Below are 18,910 nucleotides of genomic sequence, written 5' to 3'. Positions count from 1 at the left end.
AATTCAAAATAAACATATATAAATTTTAATAAATTAATAATTTATTAAGTTTATTGAAGAATTTACACAATTGTTATAACATTATAACATAAGGAAAATTTATCAATATTTGTAAGGGGGCGGGGATTACATGGGGAAGGTAAAATCGCTATTAAAATACGCATCTAAGTATAAAATGAGATATTTTGTAGGAATAGTATTTTTGCTGATGGTAGATATTCTTCAACTTATACCACCTAAAATTTTAGGGCATTTGACAGACTCATTAACTTTAGGTGAGGCTACATCAAAAATGATAGCTATTGCAATAATACAAATGTTACTATTAGCGTTACTCATGGCTATAGGAAGATTTATGTGGCGTATTTATGTAAATGGAACTTCAAGAAAAATTGAATATGATATAAGAAATAAGTTTTTCAGACATTTACAAGAATTATCTATAAACTTCTATAATGAAAATAAAACTGGAGATTTAATGGCATTAGCAACAAATGATTTAAATGCAGTGAGAATGGCATTAGGACCAGGAGTAATTATGTTTTTTGATGCTGTTGTATTAACTATAGCAACAGTAATAATAATGCTTACTATAAATTTCAAGTTAACACTTTTAGCAATAATACCACTACCATTTATAGCAATATCATCTAGAATATTCGGCAAAAAAATCCACAAAAGATTTACTAAAGTTCAAAGGTGTTTTTCAAAAATAACAGATTTAGTGCAAGAAAATTTTTCAGGTATAAGAATAATTCAATCTTTCGTTCAAGAAGAAAAGGAATTTGAAAGATTTGCAAAAGAAAATGAAAATAATTTTAAAGCAAATATGGATTTTATTAAAATATGGGGTGTATTTTCTCCACTAGTAGAATTTATTTCCTTATTAAGTTTCGTAATATTAGTAGCTGTTGGTGGTACATTTGTTATTTTAGGTAATATTTCTGTAGGTGATTTTATAACTTTTAATATGTACTTAGGAAATTTAGTTTGGCCAATGATGGCTATTGGATGGGTTATAAATAATCTTCAAAGAGGACTTGCATCACTGGAAAGAATAGAGGCAGTCCTAGTTCAAAAACCAGAAATAGTAGATAATAATGTGAAAAATATCAAATCGATAAAAGGTGATATAGAGTTGAAAAGCTTAACTTTTTCATATCCAGGAACAGATACAGATGTATTAAAGAATATAAACTTAACTATAAAAGAAGGAGAAATATTAGGTATAGTTGGAAGAACTGGAAGTGGTAAATCAACTTTGATTAACTTACTTTTGAGATTATACAATATTGAAAATGATAAAATCATTATTGGAGGAGAAGACATAAACAGAATACCAATTAAGGTTTTAAGAGAAAATGTAGGTTTTGTATCACAAGATCCTTTTTTATTTTCCAATACTATTTCAGAAAATATAAATTTAGCATTTGAAAATATGAATATAGAAGAAGTTTATGAAGCGGCTAAAAACTCAGATATATATGATAATGTAATGGATTTTCCTAATAAATTTGATACGGTAGTAGGGGAACGAGGAACTACATTGTCTGGTGGCCAAAAACAAAGAGTTTCAATAGCAAGAGCACTTATAAAAAAACCAGAACTTTTAATATTAGATGATTGTTTATCTGCAGTAGATGCTAAAACAGAAGTTAAAATATTGGGGAATTTAAATAGAATAATGAAAAATCAAACGTCTATTATAATTTCACATAGAATTTCAGCAATAAAAAATGCAGATAAAATAATAGTTTTAGAAAATGGAGAAATTGTTCAAAGTGGAACACATGGTGAACTTTTATTAGAAGAAGGTATTTACAAGGATATTTATGAAAAACAACAATTAGAAGATGCTATTATGGCTGAGGAGGTGGAATAATGGAAGATTTTAATTTACAAGAAGAAACATTAACTAAACAATATGACTCAAAACTTATGAAAAGGCTTTTAAAATTTGCAAAACCTTTTAAAATTCAGATATTAGGTGTTGTAGTAATTATGTTTATAGTTATATGTTTGGATCTTTTAAGACCATATATTATCAAAACTGCAATAGATGACAATATAAATCCTCCAAAGGCAAATTATATAATAACAAAAGAAAACACAGAAAATTCTATAAAAATAAAAGATCAAATGTATATATCAGAAAGTAAGAATAAAAAGGAAAGCAATGCATCATTAATTTATGAAGGAAAAAATTTTTATGTGGTAAATGGAAAAGTAGAAGAAAATTTACAATATAAAATAGATGGGAATAGTTTGATTCAAGGAAACGAAAATTATGAAATATATAAAATATCTAAAGATGATTTGAAAATTATAAGAAAAAATGATCTTTCAGCTGTAGTTAATAAAGGGATAGCAATTTGTATTATAGCAGCAATAGTATTTTTCTTAAATTACATTCAAATATATATATTAGAATATACTGGTCAAAAAATAGTATATAAAATAAGAGATACTGTATTTAGACATATAGAATTATTACCATTATCATTCTTTGATAAAAATCCAGTAGGTAAATTAGTTACTAGAGTTACTAATGATGTAGAGACGTTAAATGAAATGTACACTGCAGTTTTAGTTTATTTATTTAAGGATTTCTTTTTAATTGTAGGAATATTAGTAGCTATGTTTATAATGGATGTAAAACTTGCTTTTATATCCATTATAACAGTTCCAATAATATTGCTTTTAATATTCATATTTAATAAATATGATAGAAAAATATATAGAAAAGTTAGAGGGAGACTTTCAAAAATAAATTCATCTTTAAGTGAAAACATTACAGGAATGAAAACTGTTCAAGCGTATGGAAAAGAAGATAAGAAGTATAAAGAATTTGATAAAATAAATACATCATATTTAGATGCATCTATGGAACAAATAAAGCTTTTTGCTATAATTAGACCTGTTATGGATTTAATATATCAATTGGGACTTGCTATTTTAATTGGTGCTGGTGGAAAAGCAGTTTTAGGTGCTGAAATAAATATAGGAGTACTTTATATATTCATAAACTATATACAACAATTTTTTCAACCAATTTTTGATCTCTCAGAAAAATTTGATATAATGCAATCAGCCATGGCATCAGCCGAAAGAATATTTATGATATTAGATACTAAATCTAATATTGAAAATCCAGAAAATCCAATTAATGTTACAAGATTTGATGGAGATATAGAATTTAAAAATGTTTGGTTTGCTTATAATGAAGAAGATTGGGTTTTAAGAGATGTTAGTTTTAAAATAAATAAAGGTGAAACGGTGGCTTTTGTTGGTGCAACTGGTGCAGGAAAAACATCTGTAATTAGTTTAATAAGTAGACTTTATGATATACAAAAGGGTGAAATATTAATAGATGGAAAAAATATAAAGCACATGAAAAAAGAGGATTTAAGAAAGAATTTAGCCACAGTACTTCAAGATGTGTTCTTATTTACTGGAAATATAAAAAGTAATGTTAGGCTTAATAATGAAGATATAACAGATAAAGATATAATTAAAGCCTGTGAATATGTAAATGCAAGTAAGTTTATAGAAAAGTTACCACAAAAATATGATTCATCAGTAAATGAGAGAGGAACTACATTCTCACAAGGTGAAAGGCAACTTATAGCGTTTGCAAGGGCATTAGCATTTAATCCACCAATTTTAGTATTAGATGAAGCTACAGCTAATATAGATACTGAGACTGAGTCATTAATACAAGATGCTTTAAATAAACTTACAAAAGGAAGAACAACTATAGTAGTTGCACATAGACTTTCAACAATTAAAAATGCAGACAATATAATTGTTATGCATAAGGGAAAAATAAGAGAAATGGGTAAACATGAAGAACTTATAAAGAAGGATGGTTTATATAGTAATTTATATAAATTACAATATGAAACACATTAAATATTTTATAATAGAAAAGCAATTGAATAAAATTCAGTTGCTTTTTTAGTGCGTAGAAATTTTAATTTAAAAAGAAAAAAATGATGGTTAAGTATTAGTGTATTTATGATTATATATAAAAAAAAGACCAACAAAAGATTGTTGGACTAAAATCAAATAAGTTTTAAATAAATGAATTTTTATGGGGGAAATTCAAACTGTCAAAGCAGTTTGAAGATAATTACAATTTTTAAATTTAATATATTAACATGCTACATAGTTGAAACTAATGTTTCAAATATGTAATTCCATCTAAAGGTATTAATGCTTCAAGCCCAGGTGTACCATTTAAAATACCTACTAAATACATAGTGTAAAATTTATCACCTCTAAGATATATATTAGGTACATAAAGTATATCTATATCTGTGTTTTGCAATTTTACAGTCATATTATATTTACGTGGAGATAATTCTTTATAGTTTTCTACTTCCATTTCCATTACATCAGAAAATAAAAGAATATTATTTTCTGTGGTTAAATCTATTGATGGTCCATCAGGAATTAAGTTTACAACTTTAAAATAAACTTTATTATCATTTACAGGGCCAGAATAAGTTTCTTCTATAGGGAATAATTCAAAATCATCAGGGAATTTACCTATAGCAGCAACAGTAAAAATTTTATTCTTAGGAATATCTAAAACTGTATCATATAAGACATCAGTTGGATTATTATTTCTGACTATTTTTACATTATATTTTCCAGGTAACACTTTTACATAATCAGTAAATTCTGTATACTCAAAATCTTTAACAAAAGGTAGATTATTAACAAGAACAGTTACTTTTGGAGCATTTGGTGATGCATGAAGTAATCTAATATAGCTAACAATCTGATTTTTATTATTGTTTTCAATTGAATCATCTCTAAAGTACATAATTAAAACCTCTTTATTAGTGTTTCTACAATCAATATATGCAACTGGAATAAAATGGTGATAAATTTCGAAAATAAAATTTTTGAAGATTAAATTAAAACAAGATAAGTTTAAAATATTTAAATATAAAATAAAAAATACAAACTATTTTATACTAAATAGTTTATAATATATGTATATATAGGAATCCAAGTTAAAACTTTAAGTTATTCATGTTTCAGTTGAGAATTCTAATTAATTTAATTGAAAATGGAAAATTAAAAGTTGAAAGTGAATGTAAAAATTGGAGATCCAATTTTAAAAAATGATTTTTTATTAAATTTGCACAGCAAATTAGTGGAAAACAATATAAAAACGTAGTTTTTAAGTACTTCTATTTTTAGATATTAGGAACGAAGTGAGAATATCTACCATAACTTTTCACTTTTCACTCTTAACTCTTACTTGGTTCCAAATATAAAAATAGCAATAACCTATAAGATTAATAGTATCATTTGAAAAAGAGATTATTTTGAATTTAAGCTTGGAACCATATATAGGATTCCAAGTTCATCTTCATAATTATTAGTTCCAAAACTTGGATACCCTTAAGAGTGAGGCTAGCTCGGAATTATTTTATAATAAGCATTTCTTTTGAAAGCAATATATTTACAGCTAAAAGAATAGTTTTGAATTCGAGCTTGTTTCCCTATAGATAAAGTGAGTTACTTATATATACTTCATTTAGAATTTAGAGAGGATGAGATTAGTGATTAAATTAAACAATGATTGGGATGAACTTTTAAAAGATGAGTTTGAAAAAGATTATTATAAAAAACTTAGAGGTTTTTTAGCTCAGGAATATAAAACTAAAACTATATATCCCAATATGTATAAGATTTTTGAAGCTTTAAAGTTAACATCATATAAAGATACAAAAATAGTTATATTAGGTCAAGATCCATATCATGGACCGAATCAAGCACATGGATTATCTTTTTCAGTAGAGAAAGGGGTTCAAACGCCACCATCATTACTTAACATATATAAGGAATTAAAAAGTACATTAAATTGTTACATACCTAACAATGGAAATTTAACAAGTTGGGCAAAGCAAGGAGTTTTGCTTTTAAATACATCACTTACTGTAAGAGCTGGAGAAGCGAATTCACATAGAAATATAGGTTGGGAGATATTTACTGATAAGATAATTTCATTATTAAATGAAAGAGAAGAACCTGTAATATTTATATTATGGGGGAAAAATGCAAAAGATAAAGTTAAACTTATAGATACAAATAGACATTATATTTTAACAGCAGCACATCCAAGTCCATTATCTGCTAGTAGAGGTTTTTTTGGATGTAATCATTTTGAAAAAGCAAATGATATATTAAAAAAATTAAATAAAGAGCCAATTGATTGGCAAATACCAAATATATAAAAATTATATGGGGGAAATATGAAGATTTTAGAACAAACACTAAAAGAAATTAAACCAAGTTATGAATGTGTTAAAGATAGAACGAAGGCAAGATTAGATTCATTATCAAAACCAATAGGAAGTTTGGGTATATTAGAGGATATAGCAATAAAAGTATCTGGAATCACAGGAGAAATTAATAATAGTTTAGATAAAAAAAACATAATAATTGTGTGTGCAGATAATGGTGTTGTAGAGGAAGGGGTAAGTACTTGCCCACAAGAGGTTACAGAAACAGTTACATATAATTTTACTAAAGGTATAACAGGGGTTTGTGTACTTTCAAAGTTTACAGGAACAGATCTTACAATAGTAGATATGGGAGTAAAAAATGATATACATAGTGATAAAGTAATTAATAAAAAAATATCATATAGCACTAAAAATATGACAAAAGAACCTGCAATGACAAGAGAGCAAGCTATAAAAGCTATAGAAAATGGAATAGAAATAGTAGATGATTTAGTAAGCAAAGGATACAAGATACTTGGAACAGGCGAAATGGGAATAGGTAATACAACAACTAGTGCAGCGGTATTAAGTGTTTTATCTGGAATTGATGTGGATAAGGTTACAGGAAAAGGATCAGGACTTACTGAAGAACAATTAGAACATAAAAAGGAAGTTATAAGAAAAGCAATAGAAGTAAATAAGCCTAACAAAGAAGATATCATAGATGTTTTAAGTAAAGTTGGTGGGTATGATATTGCAGGATTATGTGGTGCATTTTTAGGAGCAGCTAAAAATAGATTACCTATAGTTATAGATGGATTTATTGCATCAGCGGCTGCTCTTTGTGCGCAACGATTAAATAAGTATTGTAGGGAATTTATGTTTCCATCTCATTTATCGGCAGAACCAGGTGCAGTTTATATGATGAATGAATTAAATCTAGAGCCAATTTTAAATTTGAAAATGAGGCTAGGTGAAGGGTCAGGATGTCCATTAGCATTTAATATAATGGAAGCAGCATTATATTCAATGAAAAACATGGTTACATTTGAAGAAGCTCGAATATGTAGAGATGATTATATAGACATAAGAAAATAAATTTAATTTAAGGTCATTAAATGTGTTAAAGAAAAACATTAAGTTTATTAAGAAAAGGAGAGTAAAAAAGTAATTTTTTATTCTCCTTTTTTAGCTGCAATATTAAAAGTGCTAATAGTAACTAAATATGGTGAAAAAAGTTGAAAATAAAATTACTCCTAATTCAATTGAGAAAAAGATATTTAAACGAGTTTAGAAAAATTAACAATTAACGATGAACAATTAACAATGAAGGATAAAACTGAAGTATCAGTTTTTTAAATCAATTTTTATAATGATTTGCAAAGCAAATTATTTAAACACAATATAAAAACTTAGTTTTTAGGTATTTCTATTCATAAATATTAAGAATAAAGTGAAAAATATTAACCATCATTGTTAATTGCTAACTGTTAATTGGTTCTAAATACGATAATGGAATAAACCGTAAAATTAATAGTATCATTTTAGAAAGAAATTATTTTGAATTTCAGCTTGAAACCCTTAGTACTTAGTTACCCATCATATATATCAGAAAACTCTATGTTAACTTTTTTTTCATGATTCAAATGTATAACATTGTCAAGTTTAGATAAATTATGAGAGTTAAAAGCTATAATGGGTAATTTAATTGTAAATTCAGTACCAATATCTTTTTTGCTGGTGACTGATATTGACCCATTGTGCATTTCAACTAAAGATTTAACTATAGAAAGACCTACACCACTACCTTCATTTGATCTTGTAAGGAGAGCTTGTCCTTGAGTAAATCTATCAAAAATTATTGGAAGCTTATCTTCAGAGATTCCTATACCATCATCTTTAACGGAGATTAATATATAGGTATCTTCTTCATAAATACTAACTATTATATGACCATTTGGCTTTGAAAATTTTATTGAATTAGATAGTAAATTTAAGAGTATTAGTTCTATTTTATCAACATTTCCATTTATTATTGCGCTAGATACAAATGGCATAATAGAAAAATTCAAGTTATGATTTTTAAAATGTGGTTTAACTGAATTACAAATACTTAAAGTAAGACTTACAATATCAAAGTTGGTTGTTTCTAAAGTTGATATTCCAGCATTTAAAGAAGAACATTCAATAAGATTATTTATAAGTCTTAATAATCTATAACAATTTTGTTTCATAACCTTAGAATAATATATAAATTTATCTTTAGTGTTGTAAAAATCATTTTTATCAATATATAAATCAAAAAGTTGTAAGGAAGAATATATAATATTAACTGGGGTCCTTAATTCATGAGAAATATTAGCTATAAATTCATTTTTAATTCTCTCATATTCTCTACTTTCTTTAAGTTTTTTATCATTTTCATCTAATTTTTCTTCAATCATTTTTGTTGTAGTTATATCTTTCATTACAGCCCAAAAAGTTCCTTCATCTAAATAAGGGTCTTTATAATAAAAGAAAGTAGTAGTATTCCAGCTTAAACTACCATCTTTATGCTTTAGTTTATAGTTAACTAGTTCTTGTGGTATTCCAGTATTTTTTACCTTTTCACGAACTTTGTATAAATTGTCGTTAGTTAATTCATCTGTAAAAATTTTTTGATGCTTTCCTATTACGTCACTTAATTCATATCCTAAATACTTAGTTACATTTGAAGAACAATATGTAAAATATCCATCTTCATTCATTGAATATACAATTTGATAAGACTTATCTAAAATCTCCGTAAAAATTTTCTCAGTAAAAGAAGATTCTATTTTTAAATGCATTTTTTCAGATAAATCCCTTATGCAACCATCCATTTTTATAATTTTATTTTTATCATCATATTGAGGTGAAATAGAAAAGTATAGTAATTTTAAATAACCTAGACTATCAATCAATCTACATCTAAATTTTATTGGTGATTCAATTTTATCAATTTTGTAAAATAAATTTGTATCAGCATAGTAAACAAATTTATCAATATATTCATTTAAACTTATTGTAAATTCTGAACATTCGATAGAAAGTATATTGCAAAAGCCTTTAGAAAAAGTTAATTTTTTAGTAGCGATATCATATACAAAAAATCCAATATCGTTAAATATATCCATATCATCAAGTAAATAATTTTTATTAAAGTCCATATCTACCATAATTCATCACCTTTTTATTTAATAATAAAATTATAACAACAAAAAAACAAAAAACATGTAAAAATATGTAGAAAAAATAATTTTTATATATTTTTTATAAAAAAAACATTAAAAAGTTATAAAACATAATTATTAATAATATATAAGTAATAATAATAATTTTATTTGTCTTTAATTTTATGGTGAATAATATACGGTTTTGAATTTGAAAGGAGTACTTATTTAAGTAATTATTATCTATTTACAAAATTTAGAAATTTTCTTATATTATTTTAATTTTAAAACTATATAATTATTCAAAGTAAGAGTTAAAGAAGTAGGAGGTAAATATTGTATACTGATGTAGTTGAAGATTTAATTTGCCCGATTTGTAAAAGTAAGATAAGAGTGAGAAAGATTTATTTAAAAGATAACGACGAAGTCATAGAGGGAACTTTGTGTTGTGAAAATAATCATAAGTTCTATATTAAACATGGTGTTATAGATTTTCATTACAAAGAAAATACTAATACTCCAAATTTAAGTGAGTTTTATTTTGAGAGAAATTTTAAAGAATTAGATAAGATTATAGAACAAAAAACTCCAGATAACTTAAAAAAAGTTCATATATTATCTAAAAACTATATATCAGCTATTATAAATAAAGTTAAACCTAAAATAGTTTTAGATATAGCATCAGGAAGAAGTATTTTGTTAGAAACATTAGCTGAAAAAGTAAATTGCAATTTAAATGTTATTTCAACAGATTTAAATTTTGCCACATTAAAATATAATAGAGAAAGAATAAAAAAAATAAATCCTAATATTAAAATAACTTATATAGCATGTGATTACCTAAAGTTACCTATTAAAGATAATACTGTTGAATGTGTAACATCTTTTTATGGATTTCCTAATCTTACAGTAAATTCGCCTTATATAATGAAGGAGTGTGGAAGAATACTAAAAAATAAAGGATTAATTTTAGATTCTAGAATTGTAGTTAATGAAAAAGATGATTATTTTAATAAGATAAAAGCAGCTACAAAACAAAATTTAGGATTTCCTAATCCAGAAATAGTGGCTGTAGAGGAAAAAATAAAAGAAATATATAGTAGTATTGGATTTAGTGAATATAAATGTGAAACTATTGGTGAGTCTATTGGTGAAAAAAATGAATTGGATATAATTCCAGCTAAAGGTGAAAAGTTTAAGGCTTGTGTAATAATAAGCAAGAAATAAAAAATGAGGTGGGAAGATGATTGTTAATTATGCACATAGGGGAGCTAGTGAATCATATCCTGAAAATACAATGTTGGCATTTAGTAAAGCTATTGAGATGGGCTGCACAGGTATAGAAACAGATGTGCAAAGGACTAAAGATGGAGTATTAGTTCTAATTCATGATGAGTATTTGGATAGGACTACAGATGGGGTAGGTCTAGTATGCGAGAAGAAATATGAAGAATTAACATCACTGGATGCAGGAAGTTTTAAAGATAGAAGATTTTCTACATGTAGAATTCCGACACTAAGGAGTTTTTTACAATTTGTAAAAAATAAAAATATAACAGTAAATTTAGAAATAAAAAATTCTATAGTTAAATATAAAGATATAGAGATAGAAATACTATATGAAGTTTTTAGAGCAGGATTAGAGGACAATGTAATAATATCAAGTTTTAATCACAGCTCTATATTTAAAATAAAGGCTGTATGTCCAAGAATAAAAGTAGGGGCATTATGCCCAGTAATGAGCAACAATTTAAATTCATATATAAGTCCATATAGAGTAAATTATATTCATCCTAGTTATAATTTTTTAACTAAGGAAAATATAGAAGAATGTAAAAGCAAAAATATTGGAATAAATGTTTATACAGTTAATGATGAAGAGGATTTAAAAAAAATTGTAGAATTAGATGTAGATGGTATAATAACAAATAAGCCAGAGCTACTTTGTAAGATTTTAAAAGATAAGCAAGGTGATAATATATAAAATACACTATTGACAGAAATAACAGAAAGTTATAAAATCAAAAATATAAAAATGAATATGTGAAATTTTGCACAATGATGTGTAATTTTAAAAGAGTAATGAAGCTCCTTAAGTTTTTCTTAGGGAGTTTTTTATTTTATAAAAATTTATAATAGGATGTGAAAGTATGAGTAATTTTAAAGTAGGACCTAATGTTTACTTTGGAGTTGGAAAATTAGAAAAGCTTAGAGAAATTAAATGCAAAAAAGTATTTGTTGTTACTGATCCATTTATGGTTAAGTCTGGTACAATAAATCAAGTTACAGATCATTTAAAGGCAGCTAATATTGAGTTTAGCATATTCTCAGAAATAGTGCCAGATCCACCACTAGAGATAGTGTCAAAGGGAATTAAAGCAATGGATGAATGTAATCCTGAAGCTGTAATTGCATTAGGTGGAGGTTCTGCTATAGATGCAGCCAAAGCTATAAGTTATTTTAGAGGACTTATAAACAAGGGTCTACATAAATCAGAAGAAGATAAAAAAGTTCTATTTATAGCAATACCAACAACTAGTGGTACTGGTTCAGAAGTTACTTCTTTTTCAGTTATAACTGATAAAAAGTATAATGTGAAATATCCATTAGTAGAAGAAGAAATGATACCAGATATGGCTATTTTAGATGCTAATCTTGTAAAAACAGTACCAAACTTTATAACAGCAGATACAGGAATGGATGTTTTAACACATGCAATAGAAGCATATGTTTCAACAGAAAGTTCTGATTTTAGTGATGCTTTAGCAGAAAAGGCTATAAAACTTGTGTTTGAATACTTGGAAAAGGCATATAAAAATGGACAAGATTTAGAAGCAAGAGAAAAAATGCACAACGCATCTTGCATAGCTGGAATGGCATTTACAAATGCATCTTTAGGAATTAATCATAGTATGGCACATATAATAGGTGGAAGATTCCATATTCCTCATGGAAAATCTAATGCTATACTATTACCATATGTTATAGAGTATAATGCAGATATAAGCTTTAACAATAGAAATGAATATAGTGAAGCAGCTAAAAGATATGCGCAAATTGCTAAGTTCTTAAATCTTACAAGTAGTAATAATGTAAGAGAAGGCGTAAGATCATTAATAAGAGCAATAAACTCATTAAAGAAAACAATGGAAATTCCAAATACGTTAAAAGATGCAAAAGTTACCAAAGAGGATTTTGAAGCTAATTTAATGGAGCTTTCAGAAATTGCATTAAAAGATGGATGTACAAAAACTAATCCAAAAGAACCTACAGTAGATGAATTGAGAGAATTGTTTAAAGTTGTATACCAAGGAAAATAATTAAGTTATCTAAGTAAGAAAATTTAAAAATATTTTCAGAAAATGATTGACAATTGAAAATATTAATTATATAATCTTAGTATAAATTAATGAGAACTAAATTGTGCAACGGCGTACAATATAAATATAAGAGCAATGGAGCTCCTTAAAACACAACGAGAGTGATTTAAGGAGCTTTTGCGTCTTAAAAAAAAGAATTGGAGTGAGAAAAATGGAAGAAAAACAAAGAGTTATACAGGAATATGTTCCTGGTAAGCAAGTTACATTAGCTCACTTAATTGCACACCCTAATAGAGCAATTTATAAAAAGTTAGGACTTAACGAAGAGAATTCAGAAGCAATTGGGATTCTTACAATAACTCCAAGTGAGGCAGCGATTATAGCTTCAGATGTTGCAACTAAAGCAGCAGGTGTTGAAATTGGATTTATAGATAGATTCAGTGGGTCGTTAGTTATAACAGGTGATGTTTCAAGTGTAGAAGCTTCCTTGAGAGAGGTTTGTAATATGCTTAAAAATGTATTGCTTTTTACAACGACAGATATAACAAAATCTTAGGAGGTACAAGCCTTGAAAAAGATAATGCTTATAGGATCTATAGGAGCAGGAAAGACAACTTTAACACAAAGGTTGAAAGACGAGATTATAGAGTATAAAAAAACACAAGCTATAGAATTTAATGACTATATAATAGATACTCCAGGAGAATACATTGATAATAGAATATACTATAATGCACTAATTATAACATCAGCAGAAGTGGATGTGATAGCGTTGGTGCAAGATTGTACTAATGAAAGCAGTAGTTTCCCACCTGGATTTGGAAGTATGTTTAATAAGCAAGTTATAGGTATTTGTACAAAAACTGATTTGTGCAAAAATGATGAAGATTTAAAAAGAGCTAAAGAGTTCTTATCATTAGCAGGTGCTGGAGAAATATTTTATTTAAGTTCTGTAAATAATAAAGGAATTGAAGAATTAAAAAAATATTTAAACTTTAATTAGACATTTTATGATAAAATAATTTAGTAACAACCTATATATTGTTTTACCAAAAAGAGGTGTATCGCATGAGTAAAAGAATTGTAATAGCCGACGATGAACCTATTACAAGGATGGATATCAGGGAAATGTTAGAAGAAGAAGGGTACAATGTTGTAGCTGAAGCTTCAGATGGTTTTGATGTTATAGAACTTGCTAGAAAACATTTGCCAGACCTTATAATTATGGATATTAAGATGCCATTGTTAGATGGCTTGAATGCGGCTAAAATAATAGCAAAAGAAGAACTAGCTGGTGGCGTAGTGCTTTTAAGTGCTTATAGTGACAAAAGTTTTATAGAAAAGGCTAAAGAGGTAGGGGTTGTAGGATATCTAGTAAAACCCTTAGACAATAATTCTTTGATAGCCACTATAGAAGTTTCATTATCAAAATGTAAAGAATTAAAAGAAATAAAAAAGAATGTAAAAGTTCTAGAAAAAAAATTAGAAGCTAGAAAAGTTGTAGAAAAAGCTAAAGGAATACTTATGAAACAAAGAAGCATTTCAGAAGATGAGGCTTATACTTATATAAGAAACCTTAGCATGAAAAAGAGAGTTAATATGGAAGAAATAGCTCGAATAATAATTATCAGTGAAGAGGAAGTATAGATAAAAGTGAAGATAAATAGGGAAAATATAAAAGATATATGCTTAAAACATACTTTTTTAAAGGAAAGTGATATAAAGATAATACAAAGTATATCTAGAACACTTCAATTTATAGCAGATTCTTCAAAAGCAGATATTTTCATAGATTGTTTAGCAAAAGATGAAAAAAATGCAGCGATAGTAGTTGTAAGTGCAAAACCTAGAGATAAAGAGTCACTTTACAAAGAAGAAGTTGTAGGAAAGTTGGCTATAAGAAAAAATGAGCCAGCAGTTATGAGAACTTTTGAAACAGGAATACCATCTAGAGATATAAAGGCAACAACACAAGAAAATATAATAGTAAAACAAAATGTTGAGCCTATAACTAATGAGAATGGTGAAGTAATTGCTGTAATTATATCAGAAAAAGATATAACACAAGATTTTATAAAAACAAAGAAAATGGAAATATTAGCAGAAACGAATGAAGAGTTAATTTCTCAAATAGAAGGAAAAAAACTTAGAGATGAAAATGGAAGCATAACATATCATATAGATGATGCAATACTTATTTTTGATGAGGAAGGAATTTTAAGATTTAGGAATCCTGTAGCAGAAGAGTTATATAAAAAACTTGGATACAATCAAGAATTAGTTGGAATGGAATTTTCAAATTTAGCATTATCTAATAAGTCTATAGATAATATTATGAAAAATGAATCTATAGAAGTCGAAGAAATAGAAATAGGCGAAATGTCATTTCAAATAAAGTATATAGTTCAAAGCAGCAAAGTATTAAAACTTGCAATGCTTGTAAGAGATATTACTGATATGAAAGAAAAGGAAAGAGAATTAATTTTAAAATCAGTAGTTATAAAAGAAATACATCATAGAGTGAAAAACAACCTTCAAACAATAGCAAGTCTTTTAAGACTTCAATCTAGAAGGATAGAAGGAAAAGAATTTAGAGATGCTATAAATGAAAGTATAAACAGAATACTTAGTATAGCAATAACTCATGAAATTCTTGCTAAAGAGTGCATTGATGAAGTAAATATAAAAGATGTTATAAACAAAATAAAAGCATGCATGGTAAGTTTAGAAAAAAGAGAGAATTTAGATTTAACTATTGAAATAGTAGGTGATGATTTAACTGTTAGCTCAGATAAATCCACAGCAGTTGCATTAGTAGTAAATGAAGCAATACAAAATTGTTTAAAGCATGCATTTAAGAATAGGCATGTTGGAAAAATAATAGTAAAAGTAGAAAAAGGAAATACATATTCAAAAGTATCAATTATTGATGATGGTATAGGATTTGATATATCAAAAGTGAAGGAAAGTAGCTTAGGACTTATGATTATTAAAAGTTTAGTTTCAGATAAACTTAAGGGAAAACTTGATATACAATCAAATTCTAATGGAACAATTGTTACATTTGATTTTGAAAATTAAATAGGTTTAAATCAAATACAATGCTGTTTTTGATAAGAAGGCAATGAAGCCCAGAATATTTATTAGATATTATTTAAAAATTGTTTTAAATAAGCTAATGAATATTCTGGGCTTTATTTTATAAAAAATAAATTTCTAAAATTAAGAAATGATTATGAAATTAAATTTATAAAAGAAAGGGGGAAATCCGTATTAAGTAACTTATAACTTATTAAACTTAGAAGTTATATAACGGTAACAAAAATGAGAGAAGAAATTTTAAGTGTAGGTATTGATATAGGAACCTCTACAACTCAACTTGTATTTAGCAATATAACAATTGAAAATACAGCAAGCAACTTTACAGTACCAAGAGTAAATATTGTAGATAAAGAAATTATCTACAGAAGCGGAATTTATTTTACACCACTTGTAACTCAAACAAAAATAGATAAAGAAAAAGTAAAAGAAATAATAAGAAGTGAGTATGAAAAAGCTGGAGTAAGTGTGAATGACGTTAAAACTGGGGCTGTAATAATAACTGGTGAAACAGCTAGAAAAGAAAATGCAAATGATGTGCTTCAAACTTTAAGTGGTTTCGCAGGAGATTTTGTAGTTGCAACAGCAGGTCCAGACTTAGAATCAATAATTGCAGGTAGAGGAGCAGGTGCTGACAAAGTATCTGATGAAGAAAATGCCTTTGTTGTAAATATAGATATTGGTGGAGGAACTTCGAACCTAGCATTATTTAAAAATGGAGAACTTATAGACACAGGATGTATGGATATAGGTGGAAGACTTATAAAAATAGATACAAATACTAAAAAGATTTACTATATATATCCAAAAATAAAAGAATTAGCTGAATCTATAGGTGTAAATGTAAATGTTGGAGATATAGCAGATGTAGATAAACTAAGAAAAATAGCAAGAAAAATGACTGAGATATTAGAAGAGTCTGTATGCATTAAAGCTAGAACTTCAATGTACGAAAATCTTCAAACTAATAAAGGTATTAAAGATGGCTATAACATAGAATATGTAACATTTTCAGGTGGAGTAGCTGATTATATATACAATACAGATTACAATGATTATTTCAAGTTTGGTGATATGGGTGTAATTTTAGGTGAGGAAATAAGAAACTCAAACTTAATTTCAAAACTAAAGTTAAAAGAAGCTATAGAAACTATAAGAGCAACTGTAGTAGGTGCAGGGTCACACACAACAGATATAAGTGGTAGTACTATAACTTATACAGCAGATGTGTTTCCAATAAAGAATTTACCAATTTTGAAATTATCACAAGATGATGAAAATGGTGGCTTTGAGTCAATAGAAAAAGCCATTAAAGAAAAAGTTAATTGGTTTAACATAGAAAATGAAAACCAATTAGTAGCAGTAGCCTTAAAGGGAAATAAAAATCCTTCCTTTATAGATATACAAAACCTAGCAACTTCAATTATAAATGGTATGGAATCTTTAATTAATAGTAAATATCCATTATTTATAGTTGTAGAAAATGATATTGCAAAAGTTTTAGGACAAACTATTTACGCTAAACTAGGCAGAGCTACAAATGTAGTTTGTATAGATAGCATAAAGGTTGAAAATGGAGATTATATTGACATTGGAAAACCACTTGTAAATGGGAAAGTCGTACCAGTAGTAATAAAAACACTAGTATTTAATTCATAATTTTATTTTAGAGGGGTGAACTATAGTGATACTAAAAACTAAATTATTTGGAAAAACGTATCAGTTCAAGGATGTAAAAGAAGTATTAGCAAAAGCTAATGAAGAAAAATCAGGAGACAAATTAGCAGGTGTTGCTGCTACAACAGCTCAAGAAAGAGTTGCAGCAAAAGTTGTATTAAGTAATTTAACAGTTGCAGACATAAGAAACAACCCAGTTGTTGCTTATGAATTAGACGAAGTTACAAGAATAATACAAGATGCAGTAAATGAAAAAATATATGCTGAAATTAAAAATTGGACAATTTCAGAATTAAGAGAATGGATATTAAAAGATACTACAACAGGTGTAGATATAAGAAGAATATCAAGAGGACTAACAAGTGAGGTTATTGCAGCAGTAGCTAAACTTATGTCTAACCTTGACTTAATAGCAGGAGCTAAAAAGATAAAAGTAACAGCTCACTGTAACACTACAATAGGAGAAACTGGAAGATTATCAGCAAGATTACAACCAAACCACCCAACAGATGATGTTGATGGAATAGTTGCTTCATTATTAGAAGGTTTAACATATGGTATTGGTGATGCTGTTATAGGATTAAACCCAGTTGATGATACTGTTGGAAGTGTAGTAAAAGTATTAAAGAAATTTGAAGAAATAAAACAAAAATACGAAATACCAACACAAAACTGTGTTCTTGCTCACGTAACAACACAAATGGAAGCTATAAAACAAGGAGCTCCAACAGACTTAATATTCCAAAGTATTGCAGGATCTGAAAAAGGAAATGAAGCTTTCGGTCTTTCAGGAACAATTATAGAAGAAGCAAGACAACTTGCATTAAAAGAAGGAACAGCAGCAGGTCCAAATGTTATGTACTTCGAGACAGGACAAGGATCAGAATTATCTGCAGATGCACACCATGGTGCAGACCAAGTAACTATGGAAGCTAGATGTTATGGATTTGCGAAAAAGTTTGATCCATTCTTAGTTAACACAGTTGTTGGATTTATAGGACCAGAGTACTTATACGATAGTAAAGAAGTTATAAGAGCAGGTCTTGAAGATCACTTCATGGGTAAATTAAGTGGAATACCAATGGGTTGTGATGTTTGTTACACAAACCATATGAAAGCAGATCAAAATGATGTAGAAAACCTAGCTGTATTATTAGCAGCAGCAGAGTGTACTTACTTTATGGGAATTCCTCACGGGGATGATATAATGCTTAACTATCAAACTACAGGATACCATGAAACAGCAACATTAAGAGAACTTTTAAATAAGAGACCAATAGCTGAGTTTGAAGCTTGGTTAGAAAAATGGGGCTTCATGAATGATGGAAAGTTAACAGCAAAAGCAGGAGATGCTTCTGTATTTCTTAAAAAGTAGGAG

15 protein-coding genes are annotated in these 18,910 nt (G+C 27.3%); 13 read left to right on the top strand and 2 right to left on the bottom strand.

All coding sequences use genetic code 11. From position 1 onward, the window contains the following. Nucleotides 1–130 precede the first annotated feature (130 nt). A complete protein-coding gene (locus tag BN346_RS14710) occupies nt 131–1,882 on the top strand; it encodes an ABC transporter ATP-binding protein (RefSeq protein ID WP_040329615.1) in 1,752 nt (583 codons plus the stop codon). After that, nucleotides 1,882–3,912 (top strand): ABC transporter ATP-binding protein, encoded by a 2,031-nt coding sequence (locus BN346_RS14705; protein WP_040329614.1) that lies wholly within the window; start codon nt 1,882–1,884, stop codon nt 3,910–3,912. Before BN346_RS14710 ends, BN346_RS14705 begins: the two co-directional genes overlap by 1 nt. 265 nt (nt 3,913–4,177) lie before the next feature. Here the strand turns inward: BN346_RS14705 and BN346_RS14700 are convergent, their stop codons facing one another. After that, entirely contained in the window at nt 4,178–4,831 is a 654-nt protein-coding gene (locus BN346_RS14700) for a DUF4397 domain-containing protein (protein WP_051540437.1), read from the bottom strand. 748 nt (nt 4,832–5,579) lie between these two features. Between BN346_RS14700 and BN346_RS14695 the strand changes: the two genes are divergently transcribed. Both BN346_RS14695 and cobT read left to right on the top strand, forming a co-directional pair. Beyond that, a complete protein-coding gene (locus BN346_RS14695; protein ID WP_040329613.1) occupies nt 5,580–6,254 on the top strand; it encodes a uracil-DNA glycosylase in 675 nt (224 codons plus the stop codon). Nucleotides 6,255–6,272: 18 nt separating this feature from the next. Continuing rightward, on the top strand, nt 6,273–7,343 hold the full coding sequence (gene cobT / locus BN346_RS14690) for a nicotinate-nucleotide--dimethylbenzimidazole phosphoribosyltransferase (protein ID WP_040329612.1): 1,071 nt from the start codon (nt 6,273–6,275) through the stop codon (nt 7,341–7,343). Between the two features lie 494 nt (nt 7,344–7,837). Here the strand turns inward: cobT and BN346_RS14685 are convergent, their stop codons facing one another. Further along, nucleotides 7,838–9,442, bottom strand: coding sequence for a PAS domain-containing sensor histidine kinase (locus tag BN346_RS14685; RefSeq protein ID WP_051540436.1), 1,605 nt, complete (start codon nt 9,440–9,442; stop codon nt 7,838–7,840). 330 nt (nt 9,443–9,772) lie between these two features. Between BN346_RS14685 and BN346_RS14680 the strand changes: the two genes are divergently transcribed. From BN346_RS14680 to BN346_RS14640, 9 genes are all read left to right on the top strand, one after another. Then, nucleotides 9,773–10,663 carry a class I SAM-dependent methyltransferase gene (locus BN346_RS14680; RefSeq protein WP_040329611.1) on the top strand — a complete coding sequence of 297 codons (891 nt, stop codon included), beginning with the start codon at nt 9,773–9,775 and terminating at the stop codon, nt 10,661–10,663. Nucleotides 10,664–10,679: 16 nt separating this feature from the next. Beyond that, nucleotides 10,680–11,420, top strand: coding sequence for a glycerophosphodiester phosphodiesterase (locus BN346_RS14675; RefSeq protein WP_040329610.1), 741 nt, complete (start codon nt 10,680–10,682; stop codon nt 11,418–11,420). Between the two features lie 166 nt (nt 11,421–11,586). Then, entirely contained in the window at nt 11,587–12,756 is a 1,170-nt protein-coding gene (locus BN346_RS14670) for a 1-propanol dehydrogenase PduQ (RefSeq protein ID WP_040329608.1), read from the top strand. A 211-nt stretch (nt 12,757–12,967) separates the two neighbouring features. Then, the gene (eutS, locus tag BN346_RS14665; protein WP_040329607.1) at nt 12,968–13,312 is read left to right on the top strand and encodes an ethanolamine utilization microcompartment protein EutS; all 345 of its coding nucleotides are present in this window, start codon (nt 12,968–12,970) and stop codon (nt 13,310–13,312) included. A 12-nt stretch (nt 13,313–13,324) separates the two neighbouring features. Beyond that, nucleotides 13,325–13,759, top strand: coding sequence for a EutP/PduV family microcompartment system protein (locus BN346_RS14660; RefSeq protein WP_148361112.1), 435 nt, complete (start codon nt 13,325–13,327; stop codon nt 13,757–13,759). Between the two features lie 65 nt (nt 13,760–13,824). Beyond that, on the top strand, nt 13,825–14,403 hold the full coding sequence (locus BN346_RS14655; protein WP_040329606.1) for an ANTAR domain-containing response regulator: 579 nt from the start codon (nt 13,825–13,827) through the stop codon (nt 14,401–14,403). A 6-nt stretch (nt 14,404–14,409) separates the two neighbouring features. Beyond that, nucleotides 14,410–15,837, top strand: coding sequence for a histidine kinase N-terminal domain-containing protein (locus tag BN346_RS14650; RefSeq protein ID WP_242838441.1), 1,428 nt, complete (start codon nt 14,410–14,412; stop codon nt 15,835–15,837). A 243-nt stretch (nt 15,838–16,080) separates the two neighbouring features. Beyond that, the gene (eutA, locus tag BN346_RS14645; RefSeq protein ID WP_040329604.1) at nt 16,081–17,514 is read left to right on the top strand and encodes an ethanolamine ammonia-lyase reactivating factor EutA; all 1,434 of its coding nucleotides are present in this window, start codon (nt 16,081–16,083) and stop codon (nt 17,512–17,514) included. Between the two features lie 25 nt (nt 17,515–17,539). Then, on the top strand, nt 17,540–18,907 hold the full coding sequence (locus BN346_RS14640; protein WP_040329602.1) for an ethanolamine ammonia-lyase subunit EutB: 1,368 nt from the start codon (nt 17,540–17,542) through the stop codon (nt 18,905–18,907). Nucleotides 18,908–18,910 lie beyond the last annotated feature (3 nt).

Origin of the sequence: Clostridium ihumii AP5, from assembly GCF_000612845.1 — a bacterium.
GTDB classification, from domain to species: Bacteria; Bacillota; Clostridia; order Clostridiales; family Clostridiaceae; genus Clostridium_J; species Clostridium_J ihumii.
Note: the sequence above shows the minus strand (reverse complement) of the source record. Positions and strands in the feature narration are given on the sequence as shown.

Coding starts and splice junctions, on each gene's coding strand:
- cobT (WP_040329612.1), top strand. CDS start 6,273: ATGAAGATTTTAGAACAAACACTAAAAGAAATTAAACCAAGTTATGAA.
- BN346_RS14705 (WP_040329614.1), top strand. CDS start 1,882: ATGGAAGATTTTAATTTACAAGAAGAAACATTAACTAAACAATATGAC.
- BN346_RS14710 (WP_040329615.1), top strand. CDS start 131: ATGGGGAAGGTAAAATCGCTATTAAAATACGCATCTAAGTATAAAATG.
- eutS (WP_040329607.1), top strand. CDS start 12,968: ATGGAAGAAAAACAAAGAGTTATACAGGAATATGTTCCTGGTAAGCAA.
- BN346_RS14670 (WP_040329608.1), top strand. CDS start 11,587: ATGAGTAATTTTAAAGTAGGACCTAATGTTTACTTTGGAGTTGGAAAA.
- BN346_RS14685 (WP_051540436.1), bottom strand. CDS start 9,442: ATGGTAGATATGGACTTTAATAAAAATTATTTACTTGATGATATGGAT.
- eutA (WP_040329604.1), top strand. CDS start 16,081: ATGAGAGAAGAAATTTTAAGTGTAGGTATTGATATAGGAACCTCTACA.
- BN346_RS14655 (WP_040329606.1), top strand. CDS start 13,825: ATGAGTAAAAGAATTGTAATAGCCGACGATGAACCTATTACAAGGATG.
- BN346_RS14675 (WP_040329610.1), top strand. CDS start 10,680: ATGATTGTTAATTATGCACATAGGGGAGCTAGTGAATCATATCCTGAA.
- BN346_RS14700 (WP_051540437.1), bottom strand. CDS start 4,831: ATGTACTTTAGAGATGATTCAATTGAAAACAATAATAAAAATCAGATT.